The organism is Streptomyces sp. NPDC002779 (assembly GCF_042888685.1).
In the GTDB taxonomy this organism is placed as follows: Bacteria; Actinomycetota; Actinomycetes; order Streptomycetales; family Streptomycetaceae; genus Streptomyces.
Genome location: NZ_JBIAQC010000005.1, coordinates 454,792 through 472,164 on the forward strand (window position 1 = coordinate 454,792; position 17,373 = coordinate 472,164).

A 17,373-nucleotide genomic window follows, 5' to 3' on the forward strand; every position below is an offset into this window, starting at 1 on the left:
CCGTGATCTCCGGTCCTCGATGTCGGCCCCGGTCGAGAAGGCACGGACCACCTGCCCCTTCGCGACGCGTGGCCGTGATCGGAATTCCCGCCGGGGATCCCACGGAGAACGAGCGCGGACGCCAGTGACCGGGTGGCGTGAATTTGGCGGCCCTCCTGACCGGAGCGCCGCCAATGGGTTGACTCCCGAGTTGGCGCGAACCTAGGGTCAAAAACTCGGAGCACTCCCGAAATCGACGCCTTTCACGATGATATTGCGCGCAGCGAGTTATTCGAAGCGAAGGGGACGCAATGAAGAAAGTGCTCCTGGCGACAGCTCCGAAAGAAGCACTGGTCGAATCCGATGGCGTCGGCGGAAACTGGTACGACCGCACCGACACCTATATGGCCTGGACCTGCGCGGTCGACCTGGAGGACCGATTATCCGTCTCTTGTCCGCCGACCGGCCTGCGTTTCATCAAGCACAATGTGCCGGACGTCGAGATCCTGGAGTACCCGACCTGGCAGGAATACCTCGACGCGCTGCACGCCGAGGACTGGGACATGGTCGGCCTGAGCTTCTACACCTGGTCCACGCCGGTCGCGATCGAGATGGCCAAGTGCGCCCGGGAAGCCGGGGTGCCGGAGATCTGGGCGGGCAACTACGGGGTGCTCTCACCCGGCATCGACCAGTACTTCACCCGGCTGGTGAAGGGCGCCGGTGAGGCCCCGATCCACGAGTACGTCTACGGCACGCCGCTGCCGCGGGTGCGGCACCCCGCGATGCTGGGGGAGAGCGGCTTTCGCGGTATGAGTTCCCCGGTCGGTTATCTGTACTCCAAGCGCGGCTGCAACATCGGCTGCACCTTCTGCTCGACGCCGATCTTCAATCCCAAAGAAGAAGCCATCTTCATGGAGGACACGTACGCGGCGCTCGACGCGTACCGGGATGCCAAGGTCGCCCACGTCATCATCTACGACGAGAGCTTCTTCCTCACCAACCAGCTGGCCGAACAGGTCGTGGACGCCCTCGCGGAACGCGAGTTGCCCTGGATCTGCCTCACCCGCGCCGATCTGATCCGCGGACGGATACCCGAACTCACCGACCGCTGCATGGACGGCGCCATCGTCGGCATCGAGTCCTACCGGGACAAGAACGTCGCCGACGTGAAGAAGCGCGACGACGTCTACAACGTACGGCAGACCGTGCGCGAACTCATCGACAACGGCCGCCGGGCCCTCGGCACCTTCATGGTGGGCTTCGCCGAGGACACCATCGAGGACATGCGGTACGACATCGAGCAGCTCAGCCAAGAGGGCCTGTTCGCCTGCCAGTTGACGCTGCTCACCCCCTTCCACGGCACCCGGCTCTACCGCCGGATGGAGCACCTGATCGACGAGCCGGACCTCAGCAAGCACGATCTGTACAACCTGGTGTGGAAGCACCCGCACATGAACCGCACCGAAGCGCGCGACCTGCTCGCCTGGGCGCAGCGCCGGGTCAACGACCCGGACCGCATCGCCGCCCGGCTGAAGCAGGAGATGAAGACGAAGCTCCGCACCGAACTCGCGCGCCGGCACGCCGACCGGCAGGTCAGCCACTCCGGATCGCCGTCATGAGGACGCTGAACATCCTCTGCGTCCAGCTCGGCTTCCACGAGGCCTATCCCGACGCCTCCACGCTGGCGACGACGTACAACGACGGCATCTACTACGTCGCCTCCTTCGTCCAGCAGGAGTTCCCGGACGCCCGCGTCGAGATGTGCCAGATGTTCTGGGGCGAGCAGCCCGGCGACTTCCCGCTCGCCGAGTACGACTACATCCTCATCTCGGCGCTGGCCACCCACTTCTGGTCCAACCTCGAGGCGCTGGAGCTGATCAAGCGGCACAAGCGCGCCGACTGCGTGGTGATCATGGGCGGTCCGCACGCCGCGTTCGCGCCCTACGAGGCACTGCGCTACGCCGACTACGCGGTGATCGCCGAGGGCGAGATCCCGTCCGTCCAGCTGATCAGGGCGCTGGAGGCCGGCGACCCGGTCACCGGGGTCGACAACCTCGCCTACATCGGCGCGGAGGGCCGGTTGGTCCTCAGCCAGGTCGCCCGGTACGGCAACATCGCCAACGCCATCAACCCCCAACTCCTCGCCCGGGCGCCGAAACTGCACTGGGCGACGGTCTCCATGTCCCGGGGCTGCCCCTTCGACTGCTCGTTCTGCTACGCGATCCGCCTGCTCGGACGGAAGTTCCGCACCAAGACCGCCGAGGACGTCCGCAGCGAACTGGACGCCATCTACCAACAGACCGGCTGCAACCGCTTCTACGTCACCGACCTCAACTTCACCACCCGCAAGAAATACTGCCGGGAGATCGCCGAGACCTTCCGGGACCGGGGCTACAAGTTCATCGCCATGAGCCGGGTCAACCACGCCGACGACATGGACCTCGTCCTCGACCTCAAGCGCTCCGGGTTCGACGAGTACTGCCTGGGCGTGGAGTCGGAGGACCCGAGCGTCCTCAAGGCGTTCAACAAGCGCGTCGACCCCTCGGAACAGACCCGCCGGCTGCTGCGCTTCGCCGAGAACGACATCGCCATCCACTCGGCCATCATCTTCGGCCTCGACGTCCAGGACCGGTCGGCGATCGAGGCCACCGCCCGGTGGTGCGCGGAGGCCCGCATCATGCACCCGGTCTTCGTGTGCCTGGCCGAATACCCCTTCCAGGACCTGCTGTACGGGGCCCGGCAGGACGTCGAGGACCACCGGATCATCATGGAGGTGCCGACCTACCAGCACTACTCGTTCGTCGGCATCTTCCCTCGCGAGATGCGCCCCAGCGAACTCCAGCGGGGCATCCTCGACAGCTACGACATCTTCTTCGAGCGGGCCTTCGAGATCGAGCAACGCCCGCAACGGCGGGCCCGCCTGAAGTCCTACGCCCGCAGTGTCGACCGCGGACGGGCCGGCATGGAGCAGCACATCCGCTTCCTGGCGGACCTGGAGAAGCCGTACTACACCTCGTCCGGGACGCTGAAGGAGGAGCGCCTGAAAGCCGACTTCGACTCCCGGTACGGTGAACTCCGCCACTGGCTGGCGAAGTCGTCCAAGCGCACCGACGTCGAGTTCGTGAAGCGATACGCGCGATGACCGGCACCGTCGTCCACGCCCTGCTCGACAGCGCCCGGCGCACCCCGGACCGGCTCGCCTTCCGGGTGATCGAGCGCACCGAGGAGGAGTTCGCCCTCAGTTGCGCGGACGTGGCCCGCCTGCTCCGCGGGACCGCGGCCGGACTGAGCGCCCAGGGCCTCGGCGAGGGCGACCGGGTCATCCTCGTCCTGCCCACCTCCCGCGACTTCCTGGCCGCGTACCTCGGCTGTCTGTACGCCGGAATCGTGCCGGTCGTCGCCGCGGAACCGACGGGCGCCCCTAGCGCGCGCTACACCGAGAACCTGCGCAGACTCGCGGAGCACGCGCGGGCCCGCCGGATCATCGCGCCCCCGGAACTGGCACCGGCCCTCCAGATCCCGGTCACCACCCCCGACGCCGTCCGGGGCGCGGCTTCCGGACCCGACGGGCCACGCGCCCGGCCGGACACACTGGCGCATCTCCAGGCCACCTCCGGTTCGACCGGAGCCCCCAAACTCGCCATGGTCCGGCACGGCAACATCGTCGCCAACGTCCGCGCCATCGCCGAGGCGATCCGGGCCAGAGCGGACGACTCCCTGGTGAGCTGGCTGCCCCTGTTCCACGACATGGGCCTCATCGGGATCTCCTACGCGCTTCAGGCCCGTATCCCGATGGTGCTCGCGGACCCCGTCACCTTCCTGCGCAACCCCCTGTCCTGGCTGCGCTGGATCAGCCGGTACGGCGGAACCCTGTCGCCCGCGCCGAGCTCCGCGTTCCACATCTGCGCGCGGGTCGCGCGGCGCCGCCCGCCGGACGATCTCGACCTGTCGCGCTGGCGGGTCGCCCTGTGCGGCGCCGAACCGGTGCACGCCTCCACCCTGCGCGAGTTCCAGGACACCTTCGGCCCGTTCGGACTGCCCGAGACGACGCTGCTGCCCGTGTACGGACTCGCGGAGGCGACACTCGCGGTGACCATCCCCGACGTGGACCGCGCCTACACGGTGGACCGGGTGGACGCCGAGGCCGTCGCGGCCAAGGGCCATGCCGAGCCCCGGCCCGCCGACGACCCGCGCAGCGTCGCCATGACGTGCGTCGGCCCGGTGCTGCCCGGGCACCGCCTGCGGATCGTCGGCGAGGACGGCGCACCGGTGCCCGAACGGGCGATCGGGGAGATCGAGGTGGCCGGGCCCAGTGTGATCGACGGATACCTGCCGGAGCCGGGCCCGCAGGGGCAGGCCGACGACGCGTTGCGGACGCCGGACGGCTATCTCCGTACCGGAGACCTCGGTTACCAGGCCGACGGCGAGGTCTATGTCACCGGCCGTCGCAAGGACATCGTGATCATCGCCGGCCGCAACTACGTACCGGACCAGCTGGAGCGGTTCGTGGAAGCCGTCACCGAGTCCCCGCGCACCCCGGCCGTCGTGGCCGTCGGCGTCCCCGACCGGAGTCTGCCCACCGAGCAGCTCCATCTGCTGCTCGACGAGCGCCTCGCCGAGGAGGGCGAACGGCAGTCCGTCACGGACCGGGTGACCCGCGCCCTCGCGGAGGCGTTCGGGATCGCCGGCGTCACCTTCCACTGGATCGCCCGCTCGCAGCTTCCGCGCACCACCAGCGGCAAGATCCAGCGCCATCTGTGCCGAAAGATGATCGAGGAACAGCTCACCGCGCCCAGCCGACACGCATGACGATGGGGGAGGCCCACACGATGCAGGACGAGAAGCACGATCCGGAGCTGTTCGACAAACTCGTCATCCACATCGGCGAGTTCGTCGAGCGGGACGTCTCCCATCTGACTCCGCAGTCGCACGTCAACAACTCCATCGAGGGCATGAGCTCGCTGAAGATGATCGAGCTGCTGCTGTATCTGGAGGACTGCTTCGGCGTCGACTTCGAGGAGTCCGCCATGGACAAGCTGGAGACGATGCAGGACCTGGAGGACTACATCCGGCAGACCCTGGACGCCTCCCGGCAGCAGGCGTGACCCATTCGGAGACGTCGTGCCGCGCCACGTAGTGGTCACGGGAATGGGGGTGGTCTGCTCGCTCGGCGCGGACGCCGACGAACTGTGGAAGGGCCTGATCACCGCACGCTCCGGGATCGGCCCGGTGACCCGCTTCGACCCGGACCGGTTCCGCTCCCGCCATGCCGCCGAGATCGACGACACCCGGGTGGTCTTCGAGCCGGGTCCGCTCCGGTTCGAGATCACCCGGATGAGCGGGTTCGTGCGCTACGCGCTGTTCGCCGCCGACCGTGCGCTCAAGGACAGCTCGATCGCCGAACCGCGCGACGGCGGGGTCTACCTCGGTGTCGCCATGGGCGGACTGCCCAGCATCGAGGCGGGCGTGCTCCAGCAGGAGCGGCAGGGGACACGGAAGACCAGCCCCTTCCTGATCCCCTCCCTGATCCCCAACATGGCGGCGAGCATGATCGCTCTGCGGCACGGCATCGAGGGGGAGCAGGTGACGGTCGCCGGGGCCTGCGCGAGCGGCTGCCAGGCGCTGGGGCAGGCGATGCGCGCCATCCGCTCCGGGGCCCGGACCTGGGCGGTGGCGGGCGGGGCCGAGGCGGTGACGACGCCGATCACCTACTCCGGCTTCGAGGCGATGCGGGCGCTCAGCAGGCACCCGGACCCGGAGCTGACACCCCGTCCGTTCGACCGGCAGCGGGACGGCATGGTCGTCGGTGAGGCGGCCGCCGTCTTCGTCCTGGAGGAGCGGGCGCACGCCGAGGCGCGCGGCGCGGTGATCCACGGCGAGCTGAGCGGGTTCGCCTCCAACAGCGGTGGCGACGGGATCACGGGCCTGTCCAGCCACCACATCACCCGGTGCATGGCGGACGCGCTCGCCGACGCCGAGCTGGCACCGGAGGAGATCGACTGCGTCTTCGCGCAGGCGTCCGGCATGGTCCAGGGCGACGCGGCCGAACTGGCGGCGGTACGGGCCGCGACCGCGGGCGGGCGCAGGATGCCCGTGGTCACCTCGATCAAGGGACACACGGGCTACGCGTTCGCCGCGAACGGTCCCATGAACCTGGCCGCGGCGCTGCTGGCGCTGCGCCATCGGACCGTGCCGCCCACCGTGAAACTGGACCGCACCGAGCCGTCGTTCGCCGACGTCGACATCGCCCGCGAGCCACGTGCGGCAGACCTCCGACGTTGTCTGATCAACGCGTTCGGATTCGGTGGGATCAATGCCAGCCTGGTGGTGTCCCGCGCCTAGCCGTGCCACCGCACTCACAAGGAGCACCGTCTTGAGTTCCGCGTCCCCGAGCCCCGCCGCCACGCACTTCGAGAAGCTGACCCGCTGCTGCATGCGCTGCAAGATCTCCCGGTTCCTCGACAAGACCATCGAGATCGAGAAGGCCGGCGTCGCCCGGGTGGCGATTCCGTTCCAGCCGGAGCTGACGCAGAACGCGGACTTCCTGCACGCGGCCATGCTCTTCGAGGTCGCGGACACCGCCGGGTTCATGGCCGCCAACTCGATGGAGGAGACGTACAGCGTCCTGACGGTCGACTACCACATCAACCTGATCCGGCCGGTCCGCAAGGAGGGCGTGCATGCCGTCGGCGAGGTGGTGACCGCGGGCAGAACGATCTACGTCGCCCGCAGCGACGTCTACTCCGACAGCGGCAAACTCGTGGCGGCGGGACAGGGCACCTACACCGTCTCCCAGATCCTGCTGACCGACCTCGACGGCTACGACGAGGCCTGACCGACTTCCCCCGCGCGACGGCCCGTTCGATCATGATGGCGGTAACGCGCCGCACCCACGCCTCGCTCACCTCCTTTCCTTCGTGAACGAGGGCGCGGCGGGCGCCGACCTGACCGTGCTGAACTGCGGGACGGCGGATCCGGGGCAAGGCGGTGCTGGAGGTGGGCCGGGACCGAACGCTAGGTTCGGGTCATGCACACCACGCGGGTCTCCCGGCATGTGAACGCACCACGCGCCGCCGTGTACCGGGCGCTCCTGGACGCGGACGCGGTCGGCCGATGGCGGGTGCCGGACGGGATGACGGCGCGCGTCCACGTCTTCGAGACCCGGGTGGGCGGCGCGTTCCGGGTATCGCTCACCTACGACGTGCCGACCGGGGCCGGGAAGACGGCGGCGGACACCGACACCTACCACGGGCACTTCGCGGAGCTGGTGCCCGACGAGCGGGTGGTGGAGGTGCTCGAGTTCGAGGCCCCGGATCCGGCGCTGCGCGGCACGATGACGCTGACCACCATGCTCACCGACGCGGACGGCGGTGGCACGGAGGTCCTCGTGGTGCACGAGGGTCTGCCCGACGCGGTGCCCGCCGCGGACAACGAGACGGGCACGCGGATGGCCCTGGCCAGACTGGCCGGGCTCGTGGAGGGCGGTCAGGGCTTCCGCTGAGGGCCCGTCCCGCTCATCAGCGGGCGCCGGTCCAGTTGTGGGCGACGTCCAGGACGATCCGGTCGGTGAGCACCTGCACCCGGAACGGCAGCCGCGCGCGGACCCCGAGCCCGACGAGCGTCTCCCCTTCGAAGCTGCCGGCGAACCGGGTGTCCCGGAAGGTGCGGTACCCGGCGAGGTCGACCCCCGGCAGGGGCCTGCTCACCCGGCCCGGATAGGTGGGGGCGCCGGTCTCGGGGTCGTAGGCGGGCGCGGCCACCCTGACCTCCAGGACGGCACCTCCGGCGACGGGTATCTCACGGCCCGAGCCGTCCTGGTACAGCCGGTTCACGTACCGGACCGAGTAGCCGAGGCCGGCCTTGCCCGCGCCCGGCACGTCGACGACCATGCGGTCGTAGCAGGCGTGACGGCCGGTGCGGATGTTGTCGAGCGGTGTCGCGGTGGAGGTGGAGCGGACCTTGGCGGTGCTGCCCCAGCCGGTCGGGCAGACCGTGGTCTGCGCGGTGGCGGCCGAGGCGGTGGCGGCGGGCAGTGCCGGCACTCCCAGGGCGGCGACGGCGGCGAGTGTGACCCAGGTTGTTCTGCTTCTTCGCATTACGTCCCCCGACGGGTGCGTAGGTGTGTTATTAGGGGAGACACCCGAGTTGCGGGAATGGTTGCGGTACATCATGAAGAAACCCGAGGGCACTCCGGGGCGCTCCGCCCACCTGAGTCCCCGTCCATGAATGCTCTCCTCCGGATCGGGTACGCGGCCCCCACGACCACCGCCGCTACCAGGGGATTCGTCATGGAGACACCCGCCGACCGCCACACCGCCACCCCGGCCCGTCAGGCGCTGGACGCGCTGACCGCCGACCACGAGGACATCGCGGCGCTGAACATGCTCGCCGGGAGCGAGGTGCTGGTGCCCGTGCCGGACGACGCCGGTGAGGAGGACGCCACCGACCCGGGGGCCGTCGCGCTGCCCGTACTGGAGCAGCCGGACGGCGCTCCCGTGGTGCCGGTGTTCACCTCGGAGCCCGCGATGGCCGAGCTGCTGCCGTTCGTCGGCCGCTACCGGCTGGTGCCGCTGGGCGCGCTCGCCGCGCAGTGGCCCGCGGACGACCTGTCCCTGACGATCGACGCCGGCTCCCCGCATCCCCTCACGCTGACCTCCGAGGGTGTCCGGACGCTGCTGGCCAGGCCCTGAGTCACACGCCGGGGAGAGCCCGGCCACCAAAGTCGGTGGGGGAGCGGCCGGGCCCTCCCGGCGATGCGCTCGCGCAGGACCGAGTGGCACCGACTCCGCTCGGTCCGCGCGTCACGATCGCCGAACCCCCGACGATAGGGCCGTCCCGGGGCCGCGTCGCTCCTTCTTGCGCGGCGTCTGTCCGCAAAACGCGGGGGAACGGCGCGGCCCGGCTCAGTGCGGGGCACGCAGGGTCTGCGAGGGGCTTTCCCCGAACCGCTCCCGGTAGCGCCGCGCGAACCGGCCGAGATGCGCGAACCCCCACTGGTAGGCCACGGCCGCCACGGTCGTCGAGCCGGGCGCGCACACCCTGAGCTGGCCGTGCGCCCGGTCCAGCCGCACCTCACTGACGTACGTCATCGGCGACACCCCGACATGCTTGCGGAACGCCTCCTGCAGCGTGCGCACGCTCACCTGGGCGATGGCCGCGAGCCGCGCCGCGTCGTACGGCTCCGCGGGCCGTTCCTGTACGGCGTCCATCACCCGTTTCACCGTGGCCGGCCGCATCGGTGGCGGCGGGCCCTCCAGCTCGGCCCGGTAGGAGTGGTCGGCGGCCAGCAACAGCCCTTCGAGCAGGGCGTGTTCCAGGCGTCCGCGGATCAGCGGGCGGCGCAGCAGGCCGTGCGAGACCTCCTTGTCCAGCAGGAACCACCGCACCAGCCGGGCCCAGCTCAGGCCGGCTCCCCGGGTCACGTCGATGTACGGCTCGAACCGCGGCGGCCGGCGCACCGGTCTGCCGAGCAGGGCCTCCAGGCCGTGCAGCACGGACACCTGGTCGAGTTTCACGGTCAGCGCGTGACAGTCGGGCGACCAGTCGTCGATGCGGATGCCGTACCCGGGGTCGAAGAAGAGGGCCCGCCGCGGGTGGGTGAACAGGGCGGCGCCGCCGCCCTGCCGGAGGCCGAAGCCGCCCTCCAGGGGTACGGCCACGTGGTAGACGCCCGGTTCGCCGAAGCTCATGCGCATCCCGGTACCGAACGAGACATCGCCCACGACCACCCGGCCCAGGTCGACTACGCCGAGCGTGGTACGGAACTGGGCGACAGGACCGGCCACTTCCAGACGAAGGTCGTAGTAGTGGGTCGCTATCGCGTCGTGGCTCTCCTCCACCGAGCGCGTCGAGTAGGTGACGAACTCGGCGGTACGGTCATCGTCCACGGACAAGTCGGTGTCTCCCCGTCCCCTCACAGGGTTGTGGGAGTCATGATGCCCACGGGACCGGGAGGTCGAACGGTCTGCCGGACACCGGGTCAGCCGTGGAGCATCCGGGCCAGCACGCCCCGCTGGAGCGGCAGCACCTCGGCGTGCACCTCACGGCCCCTGGCGGTGAGGGTGACCCAGACGCCGCGCCGGTCCTCGGCGCAGATGGAGCGCTGCACCAGGCCGTCCTTCTCCAGTCTGCCGATCAGCCGGGACAGGGCGCTCTGACTCAGATGCACCCGCCCGACCAGGTTCTGCACCCGGCAGTGGTCACCCTCCTCGGGCGCGGCGGTGGCGAGGATGTCGAGCACTTCGAAATCGCTCGCGCCCAGCCCGTGGGGGTGCAGCACGCGGTCGATCTCGCACATCGTGCGCGCGTGCACCGACAGGATGTCCCGCCACCGTTCCTCAAGTCCGTTCCCGGCCGTCTTGGCTGCCATATCTGCACGGTAGCACCGACCCGGCCAGTTGTTTATCTTGCAACTATTGCGCGTGCAAGCTTACCGGCGGTTACTCGCCCGGGTCCTGCAGCAGCCCGATCAGATTCCCGTCCGCGTCCTTGACAAAGGCGATCTGGCGGCCCGCGCCGACCTCCTGGACGTCCTGGAGCACCTCCGCCCCTGCCTCCAGGAGTCCCGCGAGCGTGGTCCGGATGTCGTCGACGTGCCAGTACGGCACCGGTCCCGTCATGCCCTTGGCGTGGCCGTTGGGGTCGAGGCCGACATCCTGGCCGGCGTCCTTGTATCCGACGTAGTACGGGTCGTCCGCGTACGGCTCCACCCCGAGCAGGGCGCCGAACACGGCCTTCGCCCGGGCGAGGTCCTTCACGGGGTAGATGATGGTCCGAACACCGGCGGTCATGGCGTACTCCTTGCGTGAGACGGGTTCCGACGGGGTGCGTCGGTGGTTTCACGCTAGGGCGGGGGAGCCGTCTGGGGCTTCTTCGATCCTGACCGAGTGGGCCGGGTGGGCGCCGGGCGCGACGGCGTCACGTCGACTCGCGTTTGACCAGCTCGGTCGGGAGGATCACCGCCGCCGGGTCCTCGCCGCCTATCTGGGCCAGCAGCACCCGGACCATCTCCGAGCTGATGCGGTCCCACGGCTGCCGTATGGTCGTCAGCTCCGGGCGGGCCGCGAGCGCGGCGGGGGAGTCGTCGAAACCGCCGACCGCGACGTCCTGCGGGACCCGGCGCCCGGCCCGCTCCAGGGCCGTCAGCACGCCCTGGGCCATCAGGTCGGAGGCGACGAACACCGCGTCCATGTCCGGCGCCTGCGCGAGCAGCCGGTCGGCGCCCGCCTCGCCGCTGGCCCGGCTGTAGTCGCCGGAGACGATCAGCCGCTCGTCGATCCCGACGCCCGCCTCGGTGAGCACCTCCTGGTAGCCGGCCAGCCGCTCCACACCGCCCGGGGTGTCCGGCGGACCGGTCACCACACCGATCCGGCGCCGGCCCAGCGAGAGCAGATGGCGCACCATGTCGCGGGCGCCGTCCCGGTCGTCCGCCGCCACATAGCTCACCTTGGAAGCGAGCCCGAGCGGCTTGCCGCAGGCCACCAGCGGCACCCCGGCCTTGCGCAGCTGCTCGGCGACCGGGTCGCCGGAGTGGCTGGAGACCAGCAGCACTCCGTCGACATGGCCCGCGGTGATGTAGCGCGTGATGCGCCGCCGTTCGTCCTCGGTGCCGGCCAGCATCAGCAGCAGCGGAATGTCGTGCGCGGCCAGCGCCTGGGTGCAACCACGCAGCAGGACATTGAAGTTGGGGTCCTCGAAGAACCGCTCCTGCGGCTCGGTCAGCAGGAAGCCGACCGAGTCCGACCGCCCGGTGATCAGGGAACGGGCGTGCCGGTTCACGACGTAACCCGTCTTGCGGATCGCGGCCTTGACCGCATCCTGGGCCGCGGGGCTGACGTAGTGCCCGCCGTTGAGGACGCGCGAGACGGTGCCCCGTGAGACACCGGCCTCGCGCGCCACGTCGTGGATCGTCGGCGGTCTGCGCCGCGCCCCCGTGTTGCTCATGGTCATGACTTTACGGCTCCGGAGAGCAGATCGAGGCTCCAGAAGCGCTGGATGACCAGGAAGAGCACGATGAGCGGCAGCACCGCGAGCAGCGCCCCGGTGATCACCAGGGTGTAGAGCGCGGGGGTGTTGGCGCCCTGTTCGAGCAGCGTGTACAGACCGAGCGTGATCGGGAACTTCTCGTCGTCGCTCAGCATGATGTACGGCAGCAGGAAGTTGTTCCACACGGCCACGAACTGGAACAGGAAGACCGTCACCAGACCCGGCACCATCATCGGCAGCGCGACCCGGGTGAAGATGTGCCACTCGCTCGCGCCGTCCATGCGCCCTGCCTCGATCACGTCGGCGGGCACGGCGGCGGCCGCGTAGATGCGCGCGAGGTACACGCCGTACGGCGAGAGGACCAGCGGCAGCAGCACCGACAGATAGGAGTCGGTGAGGTCGACCTCCGCCAGCAGCAGGTACTGCGGGACGGCGAGGATCACCGGCGGCATCAGCACGCCCGCGAGCAGGACGTTGAAGAGGGTCTCGCGGCCGCGGAAGCGGTAGACGGCCAGCGCGTAACCGCTGAACGCCGACACGACCGTGGAGAGCAGGGCGCCGAGACCGGCGTAGAGGGCGGAGTTGCCCATCCACGTCCAGTACACGCCGTCGCGGTAGGCGTTGAGATCGCTGAGGTTCTCGGTGAAGCCGGTGCCCGGCAGGAAGGTGAAGGTGGAGAACAGTTCGCTGCCGGACTTGGTGGCCGCGACGACCACCCAGGCGACGGGCAGCAGACAGTACAGCGCGCCGATCAGCAGCGTGACGGTGGGCAGCAGGGCGATCCGGCGGCGCAGCGGCGGGCCCTGGGCGGTGCCGGGCGTGGTCCCGGCCGCCGGCGCGGCCTTGCGGACGGCAAGAGAACTCATCGTGCTGCCTCCTGCTTCTGACGACGGTTCGCGGCCCGCAGGAAGCCGAAGGAGAGCACCAGCGTGGCGAGGGCGATGATCACGGCCTGGGCGGCGGCCGCGTAGATGTCCCCCTTGCCGAAGGCGTCCTGGTACACCTTCATCAGCGGACTCCAGGTGGTGGACACGGAGTTGGTGAGCGGCTTGAGGGTGGTCGGCTCGTTGAACACCTGCAGCGTGGCGATGATCGAGAAGAAGAACGTCAGCACCAGCGAGGGCGCCACCATCGGGATCTTGATCCGCAGCGCGATCTGCGTCGGGGTGGCGCCGTCCAGCTTGGCCGCCTCGTACACCTCGGCCGGAATCGACTGGAGCGAGGTGTAGATGACGATCATGTTGAAGCCGGTGCCGCCCCAGACCGCGATGTTCGACAGGGCGAGATAGAGCGGACCGCCGTCCAGCAGGTCCGGCTGCGGCAGCCCCAGCCGGTCGAGCACGAAGTAGAACGGGCTGACGTCCGGCAGGTACAGAAAGCCCCACAGCAGGGCGGCCACCACGCCGGGGATGGCGTACGGCAGGAAGATCGCGAGCCGGGTGAAGGGGGCGAGCCGCACCTTGTCGGAGTCGAGCATCAGCGCGAACAGCAGGGCCAGGCCCAGCATCACCGGCACCACGATGCAGCCGTAGCCGAGCACGCGCAGCGCGCCGTCGACCAGTTCGCTGTCGGTGAGGGCGTCCGTGTAGTTCTGCAGGCCGGCCCACACCTCCGAGCGGGCGCCGGCGCCGAGACCGAGCCCGGAGACCTGCACCTTGCGGAAGCTGAGCCAGACCGCGTAGCCGATCGGCAGCGCGAAGAAGAGCAGGAACAGAATCGTCGCTGGGAGGAGGAAGGCGTACGGGGCCCCCTTGACCCCGTACGACGTCCGGCGGGCGCTGGTCACTCGGAGACCTCGAAGCCCTGCTTCTTCATGTCGGCGACGGTGTCGTCCTGCATGGTGTTCAGGGCGGCGACGAAGTCCGACTTGTTCTTGGCGGCGGCGCCGAACGCGTCCTTGAAGGTCGTGTAGGCGACGTTCACGTTCGGGCCCCAGGCGGAGGGGGCGGTGCTCTTGGCGATCTCGGCGGCCTGCGTGTAGAAGTCGGCCTGGTTCGAGAAGTACTCCGGCGGGCTGGTGAACGCGCCGGACGTCTGGGCGTTGGTGGCGGCGGGGTAGATGCCGCTCTCCTTGGCCAGCGCCTGCAGCGCGGCGTCGTCGGTGTTCAGCCAGGCGGCGAACTTGGCGGCGGCGGCCCGGTGGTCGGAGTCCGTGGTGACGGCGGTGGAGGAGCCGCCCCAGCTGCCGGTGACGTTCTCGCCCTCGGACCACTGGGGGAGCGGGGCCATGGCCCACTTGCCCTTGGTGTCGGGCGCGGCGGTGGTCAGCGTGCCGGGCGCCCACACGGCGGAGACCCAGGCGATCTGCTTGCCGGTGTTGAGCGCCTTGTTCCAGGCCGGGGTGTACATCGGCTGGTTGTCGACGGCGCCCTCCTTGACGAGGTCGCCCCAGAACGTGGCGACCTTCTGGGTCGCCGCGTCATTGATGCCGACCTTCCAGGTCTCGCCCTCGGTGGTCCACCAGCGGGCGCCGGCCTGCTGGGCCAGGCCCGCGAAGAGACCGGAGTCGTTGGCGGAGAAGGTGGTGAGGTCGGTTTCGGGAGACGCCTTCTTCAGCTTGCGGGCGGTCTCGGCGAACTCGTCCCAGGTCTTGGGGACCGTCAGCTCGTACTTCTTGAACAGGTCCTCGCGGTAGTAGAACATCATCGGGCCGATGTCCTGGGGTATCGCGTAGACCGCGTCCGTGCCCAGGGTGGTCTGCTGCCAGACGCCGTCGGCGAACTTGGTCTTCGCCTCGCCGGTGTCCCCCGAGATGTCCGCGAGCGCGTCATTGCTGACCAGGGTGGGAAGCGCCTGGTACTCGGCCTGGACCAGGTCGGGCGCCTTGCCGGCCTTGTGCGCGGTGAGAATCTTGGTGACCAGCGTGTCGCCGGACGCCTGCTTCTTCACCGTGACCTTGATCTGGTCCTTCTTGCCCGGGCCGCTGTTCCACAGGTCGACGACCTTGTCCATGCCGGGCGTCCAGGTCCAGTACGTCAGCGACACCGGACCGGACGCGGCCTCGGTGTCGTCGTCGGACGAGCCGCACGCGGCGAGGGCGGTGGCTCCGAGGACGACAGCGACGCTGGAGGCGGTGATTCGGCTGAGCCCGCTGCGCTTTGTGATGGGCATGGATCTCTCCCCTGACCTGGGGTTCCCGCCTGCTGCGAGAACCTGCCATGCTTCTGTGAGCGTTCACAGTAGAGAAACATCCCGGACACTTGTCAATGGTTGTTGCTGTGCGGTTATGTTGGGCTCGCACCACCGAGGATGTGTGTGCACGTTCCCAAATGATCGATTACCCGGGAGAGATTCCATGCCGGAGACCACCCCCAAGGGCCTCGCCAGGCTCGCCTTCGGTGGGGACTACAACCCCGAGCAGTGGCCGGAGAGCGTCTGGCAGGAGGACGTCCGGCTGATGCGGGAGGCCGGCGTCACCATGGCGAGCGCCGGGATCTTCTCCTGGGCGCTGCTGGAACCCGCGCGCGGGCAGTACGACTTCGGCTGGCTGGACCGCCTGCTCGACCTGCTGCACGCCAACGGCATCCGCGTGGACCTCGGCACCCCCACCGTCGTCCCGCCCGTCTGGTTCTACCGGGAGCACCCCGAGGCCCTGCCGGTGACCGCCGACGGCGTGCGCTACGAGTTCGGCTCCCGCGGCGCCATCTGCCCCAGTAACACCGACTACCGCGCCGCCGCCGCGAACATCACCACCCGGCTCGCCGAGCGCTACGCCGACCACCCCGCCCTGGCGATGTGGCACGTGCACAACGAGTACGGCGTCCCCGTCTCGGCCTGCTACTGCGACTCCTGCGCCGCCCACTTCCGCCGCTGGCTGGAGACGACGTACGGCACCCTGGAGGCGGTGAACGAGGCCTGGGGCACCGCCTTCTGGGGCCAGCGCTACACCGGCTTCGCGCAGATCAATCCGCCGCGCGCCACCCCGACCGTCGGCAACCCGGCCCAGGCGCTGGACTACCGCCGCTTCGCCGACGCCACCCTGCGCGAGAACTTCCTGATGGAGCGGGACATCCTGCACCGCCTCAGCCCCGGCGTCCCGGTGACCACCAACTTCATGACCGCCCTCAGCCAGTGCGACTCGATCGACTACTGGGCCTGGGGCCGCGAGGTCGACATCGTCACCAACGACCACTACCTGATCACCGACGGCCGCCGCACCCACGTCAACCTCGCCATGGCCGCCGACCTGACCCGCTCGGTGGCCGGGGGAGCGCCCTGGATCCTGCTGGAGCACTCCACCTCGGGCGTCAACTGGCAGCCCCGCAACCCCGCCAAGGCCCCCGGCCAGATGGCCCGCAACTCCCTCGCCCATGTGGCACGCGGCTCCGAGGGCGCCATGTTCTTCCAGTGGCGCCAGTCCCGGCGCGGCGCCGAGAAGTTCCACTCGGCGATGGTCCCGCACGGCGGCACCGACACCCGCATCTGGCGGGAGGTCGTCGAACTCGGCGCGTCCCTCGACGCGTTGAACCCGATCCGGGGCACCCGGACGCAGGCCGACGTGGCCGTCCTGTGGGACTGGCACTCCTGGTGGGCGCAGGGCCTCGACTGGCGCCCCAGCGAGGACCACGACGCACGCGAACGCGCCGACGCCTTCTACGAGGCCCTCTACGACCGCCACCTCACGGTCGACTTCGCCCACCCGGAGGCCGACCTGTCGGCCTACCCCCTGGTCGTCGTCCCCGCCCTCTACCTGCTGACGGAGGCGGCCGGGCGCAACCTCACGCAGTACGTCGACAACGGCGGCACCCTCGTCGTGTCGTACTTCTCCGGCATCGTCGACGAGCACGACGCCGTGCACGACGGCGCCTACCCCGGACCGCTGCGTGACGTCCTGGGCCTGACCGTCGAGGAGTTCTCGCCGCTGCTCCAGGGCGACACGGTCCGGGTCACCGGCCCGGACGGCGCCGAGCTCACCGGCGACGTGTGGAGCGAGGTCGTGGTGCCCCGCGAGGCCGAGACGGTGTGGACGTACGCCGACGGACTCGCCGCGGGCCGCCCGGCGGTCACCCGGCACCGGCGCGGCGAGGGCACCGCCTGGTACGTGTCCACCCGCCTCGACGCGCACGGCCTGGACGCCCTGCTCGGCCGGGCCGCCGAGGACGCGCGGATCGCCCCGCGCGCCGACCTCCCGCACGACGTCGAGGTGGTGCGCCGCACCGGCGAGTCGGGCAGCTACCTGTTCGCGATCAACCACAGCCCGTCGGACGCGAAGGTGCCGCTGGAGACGCACGGCACCGAACTGCTCACCGGCGAACGGGCCGCGGGACGCCTCGACGTGCCCGCCGGAGCCGTCCGGGTCGTCCGGCTCGACGGCTGAACCGACTCCCCTCCGCCCGCGCGTGCCACGAGAGCCGCGGGCGGAGGGGCGCCCCCGCCCGCTGATCCCGGGCGAGGGAACCCCCATCCCCA

Annotated in this window: 17 protein-coding genes; 9 read left to right on the forward strand and 8 right to left on the reverse strand. The window is 69.9% G+C overall.

What is annotated here, in order from left to right; genetic code table 11:
• Positions 1 to 290: 290 nt before the first annotated feature.
• The 7 genes from ACFYW5_RS17490 to ACFYW5_RS17520 all read left to right on the forward strand — a co-directional run bounded on the left by ACFYW5_RS17490 (position 291) and on the right by ACFYW5_RS17520 (position 7,480).
• Entirely contained in the window at positions 291 to 1,598 is a 1,308-nt protein-coding gene (locus ACFYW5_RS17490) for a B12-binding domain-containing radical SAM protein (RefSeq protein WP_389417869.1), read from the forward strand.
• Positions 1,595 to 3,121 carry a B12-binding domain-containing radical SAM protein gene (locus tag ACFYW5_RS17495; protein WP_389417870.1) on the forward strand — a complete coding sequence of 509 codons (1,527 nt, stop codon included), beginning with the start codon at positions 1,595 to 1,597 and terminating at the stop codon, positions 3,119 to 3,121. The genes ACFYW5_RS17490 and ACFYW5_RS17495 overlap by 4 nt, the downstream gene beginning before the upstream one ends.
• A complete protein-coding gene (locus ACFYW5_RS17500) occupies positions 3,118 to 4,788 on the forward strand; it encodes an AMP-binding protein (protein ID WP_389417871.1) in 1,671 nt (556 codons plus the stop codon). Before ACFYW5_RS17495 ends, ACFYW5_RS17500 begins: the two co-directional genes overlap by 4 nt.
• Complete coding sequence (locus tag ACFYW5_RS17505) at positions 4,785 to 5,084, forward strand: acyl carrier protein (protein ID WP_389417872.1); 300 nt, start codon at positions 4,785 to 4,787, stop codon at positions 5,082 to 5,084. The genes ACFYW5_RS17500 and ACFYW5_RS17505 overlap by 4 nt, the downstream gene beginning before the upstream one ends.
• A gap of 16 nt (positions 5,085 to 5,100) precedes the next feature.
• Positions 5,101 to 6,321 (forward strand): beta-ketoacyl-[acyl-carrier-protein] synthase family protein, encoded by a 1,221-nt coding sequence (locus ACFYW5_RS17510; protein WP_389417873.1) that lies wholly within the window; start codon positions 5,101 to 5,103, stop codon positions 6,319 to 6,321.
• Between the two features lie 31 nt (positions 6,322 to 6,352).
• Positions 6,353 to 6,814, forward strand: coding sequence for a PaaI family thioesterase (locus ACFYW5_RS17515; protein ID WP_389417874.1), 462 nt, complete (start codon positions 6,353 to 6,355; stop codon positions 6,812 to 6,814).
• A 192-nt stretch (positions 6,815 to 7,006) separates the two neighbouring features.
• On the forward strand, positions 7,007 to 7,480 hold the full coding sequence (locus tag ACFYW5_RS17520) for an SRPBCC domain-containing protein (RefSeq protein WP_389417875.1): 474 nt from the start codon (positions 7,007 to 7,009) through the stop codon (positions 7,478 to 7,480).
• A gap of 16 nt (positions 7,481 to 7,496) precedes the next feature.
• On the opposite strand, the gene ACFYW5_RS17525 is transcribed toward ACFYW5_RS17520, so the two are convergent.
• The gene (locus ACFYW5_RS17525) at positions 7,497 to 8,075 is read right to left on the reverse strand and encodes a hypothetical protein (RefSeq protein WP_389417876.1); all 579 of its coding nucleotides are present in this window, start codon (positions 8,073 to 8,075) and stop codon (positions 7,497 to 7,499) included.
• 192 nt (positions 8,076 to 8,267) lie between these two features.
• Here ACFYW5_RS17525 and ACFYW5_RS17530 point away from each other — a divergent pair, with 192 nt between their 5' ends.
• Positions 8,268 to 8,669 (forward strand): SseB family protein, encoded by a 402-nt coding sequence (locus tag ACFYW5_RS17530; protein WP_389417877.1) that lies wholly within the window; start codon positions 8,268 to 8,270, stop codon positions 8,667 to 8,669.
• 213 nt (positions 8,670 to 8,882) lie between these two features.
• On the opposite strand, the gene ACFYW5_RS17535 is transcribed toward ACFYW5_RS17530, so the two are convergent.
• From ACFYW5_RS17535 to ACFYW5_RS17565, 7 genes are all read right to left on the reverse strand, one after another.
• Positions 8,883 to 9,866 (reverse strand): AraC family transcriptional regulator, encoded by a 984-nt coding sequence (locus ACFYW5_RS17535; protein ID WP_389417878.1) that lies wholly within the window; start codon positions 9,864 to 9,866, stop codon positions 8,883 to 8,885.
• A gap of 92 nt (positions 9,867 to 9,958) precedes the next feature.
• Positions 9,959 to 10,348 (reverse strand): MarR family winged helix-turn-helix transcriptional regulator, encoded by a 390-nt coding sequence (locus ACFYW5_RS17540; protein ID WP_389417879.1) that lies wholly within the window; start codon positions 10,346 to 10,348, stop codon positions 9,959 to 9,961.
• A gap of 70 nt (positions 10,349 to 10,418) precedes the next feature.
• Entirely contained in the window at positions 10,419 to 10,769 is a 351-nt protein-coding gene (locus ACFYW5_RS17545) for a VOC family protein (RefSeq protein WP_389417880.1), read from the reverse strand.
• Positions 10,770 to 10,896: 127 nt separating this feature from the next.
• A complete protein-coding gene (locus ACFYW5_RS17550; RefSeq protein ID WP_389417881.1) occupies positions 10,897 to 11,928 on the reverse strand; it encodes a LacI family DNA-binding transcriptional regulator in 1,032 nt (343 codons plus the stop codon).
• Positions 11,925 to 12,830: a carbohydrate ABC transporter permease gene (locus ACFYW5_RS17555; RefSeq protein WP_389417882.1), complete on the reverse strand. Its 906-nt coding sequence runs from the start codon at positions 12,828 to 12,830 to the stop codon at positions 11,925 to 11,927. Before ACFYW5_RS17555 ends, ACFYW5_RS17550 begins: the two co-directional genes overlap by 4 nt.
• Positions 12,827 to 13,750: a carbohydrate ABC transporter permease gene (locus ACFYW5_RS17560; RefSeq protein ID WP_389417883.1), complete on the reverse strand. Its 924-nt coding sequence runs from the start codon at positions 13,748 to 13,750 to the stop codon at positions 12,827 to 12,829. The genes ACFYW5_RS17555 and ACFYW5_RS17560 overlap by 4 nt, the downstream gene beginning before the upstream one ends.
• A complete protein-coding gene (locus ACFYW5_RS17565) occupies positions 13,747 to 15,075 on the reverse strand; it encodes an ABC transporter substrate-binding protein (protein WP_389417884.1) in 1,329 nt (442 codons plus the stop codon). The genes ACFYW5_RS17560 and ACFYW5_RS17565 overlap by 4 nt, the downstream gene beginning before the upstream one ends.
• A gap of 184 nt (positions 15,076 to 15,259) precedes the next feature.
• On the opposite strand from ACFYW5_RS17565, the gene ACFYW5_RS17570 reads away from it, so the two are divergent.
• On the forward strand, positions 15,260 to 17,281 hold the full coding sequence (locus ACFYW5_RS17570) for a beta-galactosidase (protein WP_389417885.1): 2,022 nt from the start codon (positions 15,260 to 15,262) through the stop codon (positions 17,279 to 17,281).
• Positions 17,282 to 17,373: the final 92 nt, after the last annotated feature.

Excerpts from the sequence above, each read along its gene's own strand:
- ACFYW5_RS17550 (WP_389417881.1), bottom strand. The coding sequence starts at position 11,928 with ATGACCATGAGCAACACGGGGGCGCGGCGCAGACCGCCGACGATCCAC.
- ACFYW5_RS17500 (WP_389417871.1), top strand. The coding sequence starts at position 3,118 with ATGACCGGCACCGTCGTCCACGCCCTGCTCGACAGCGCCCGGCGCACC.
- ACFYW5_RS17530 (WP_389417877.1), top strand. The coding sequence starts at position 8,268 with ATGGAGACACCCGCCGACCGCCACACCGCCACCCCGGCCCGTCAGGCG.
- ACFYW5_RS17545 (WP_389417880.1), bottom strand. The coding sequence starts at position 10,769 with ATGACCGCCGGTGTTCGGACCATCATCTACCCCGTGAAGGACCTCGCC.
- ACFYW5_RS17520 (WP_389417875.1), top strand. The coding sequence starts at position 7,007 with ATGCACACCACGCGGGTCTCCCGGCATGTGAACGCACCACGCGCCGCC.
- ACFYW5_RS17555 (WP_389417882.1), bottom strand. The coding sequence starts at position 12,830 with ATGAGTTCTCTTGCCGTCCGCAAGGCCGCGCCGGCGGCCGGGACCACG.
- ACFYW5_RS17565 (WP_389417884.1), bottom strand. The coding sequence starts at position 15,075 with ATGCCCATCACAAAGCGCAGCGGGCTCAGCCGAATCACCGCCTCCAGC.
- ACFYW5_RS17525 (WP_389417876.1), bottom strand. The coding sequence starts at position 8,075 with ATGCGAAGAAGCAGAACAACCTGGGTCACACTCGCCGCCGTCGCCGCC.
- ACFYW5_RS17570 (WP_389417885.1), top strand. The coding sequence starts at position 15,260 with ATGCCGGAGACCACCCCCAAGGGCCTCGCCAGGCTCGCCTTCGGTGGG.
- ACFYW5_RS17495 (WP_389417870.1), top strand. The coding sequence starts at position 1,595 with ATGAGGACGCTGAACATCCTCTGCGTCCAGCTCGGCTTCCACGAGGCC.
- ACFYW5_RS17540 (WP_389417879.1), bottom strand. The coding sequence starts at position 10,348 with ATGGCAGCCAAGACGGCCGGGAACGGACTTGAGGAACGGTGGCGGGAC.
- ACFYW5_RS17490 (WP_389417869.1), top strand. The coding sequence starts at position 291 with ATGAAGAAAGTGCTCCTGGCGACAGCTCCGAAAGAAGCACTGGTCGAA.
- ACFYW5_RS17505 (WP_389417872.1), top strand. The coding sequence starts at position 4,785 with ATGACGATGGGGGAGGCCCACACGATGCAGGACGAGAAGCACGATCCG.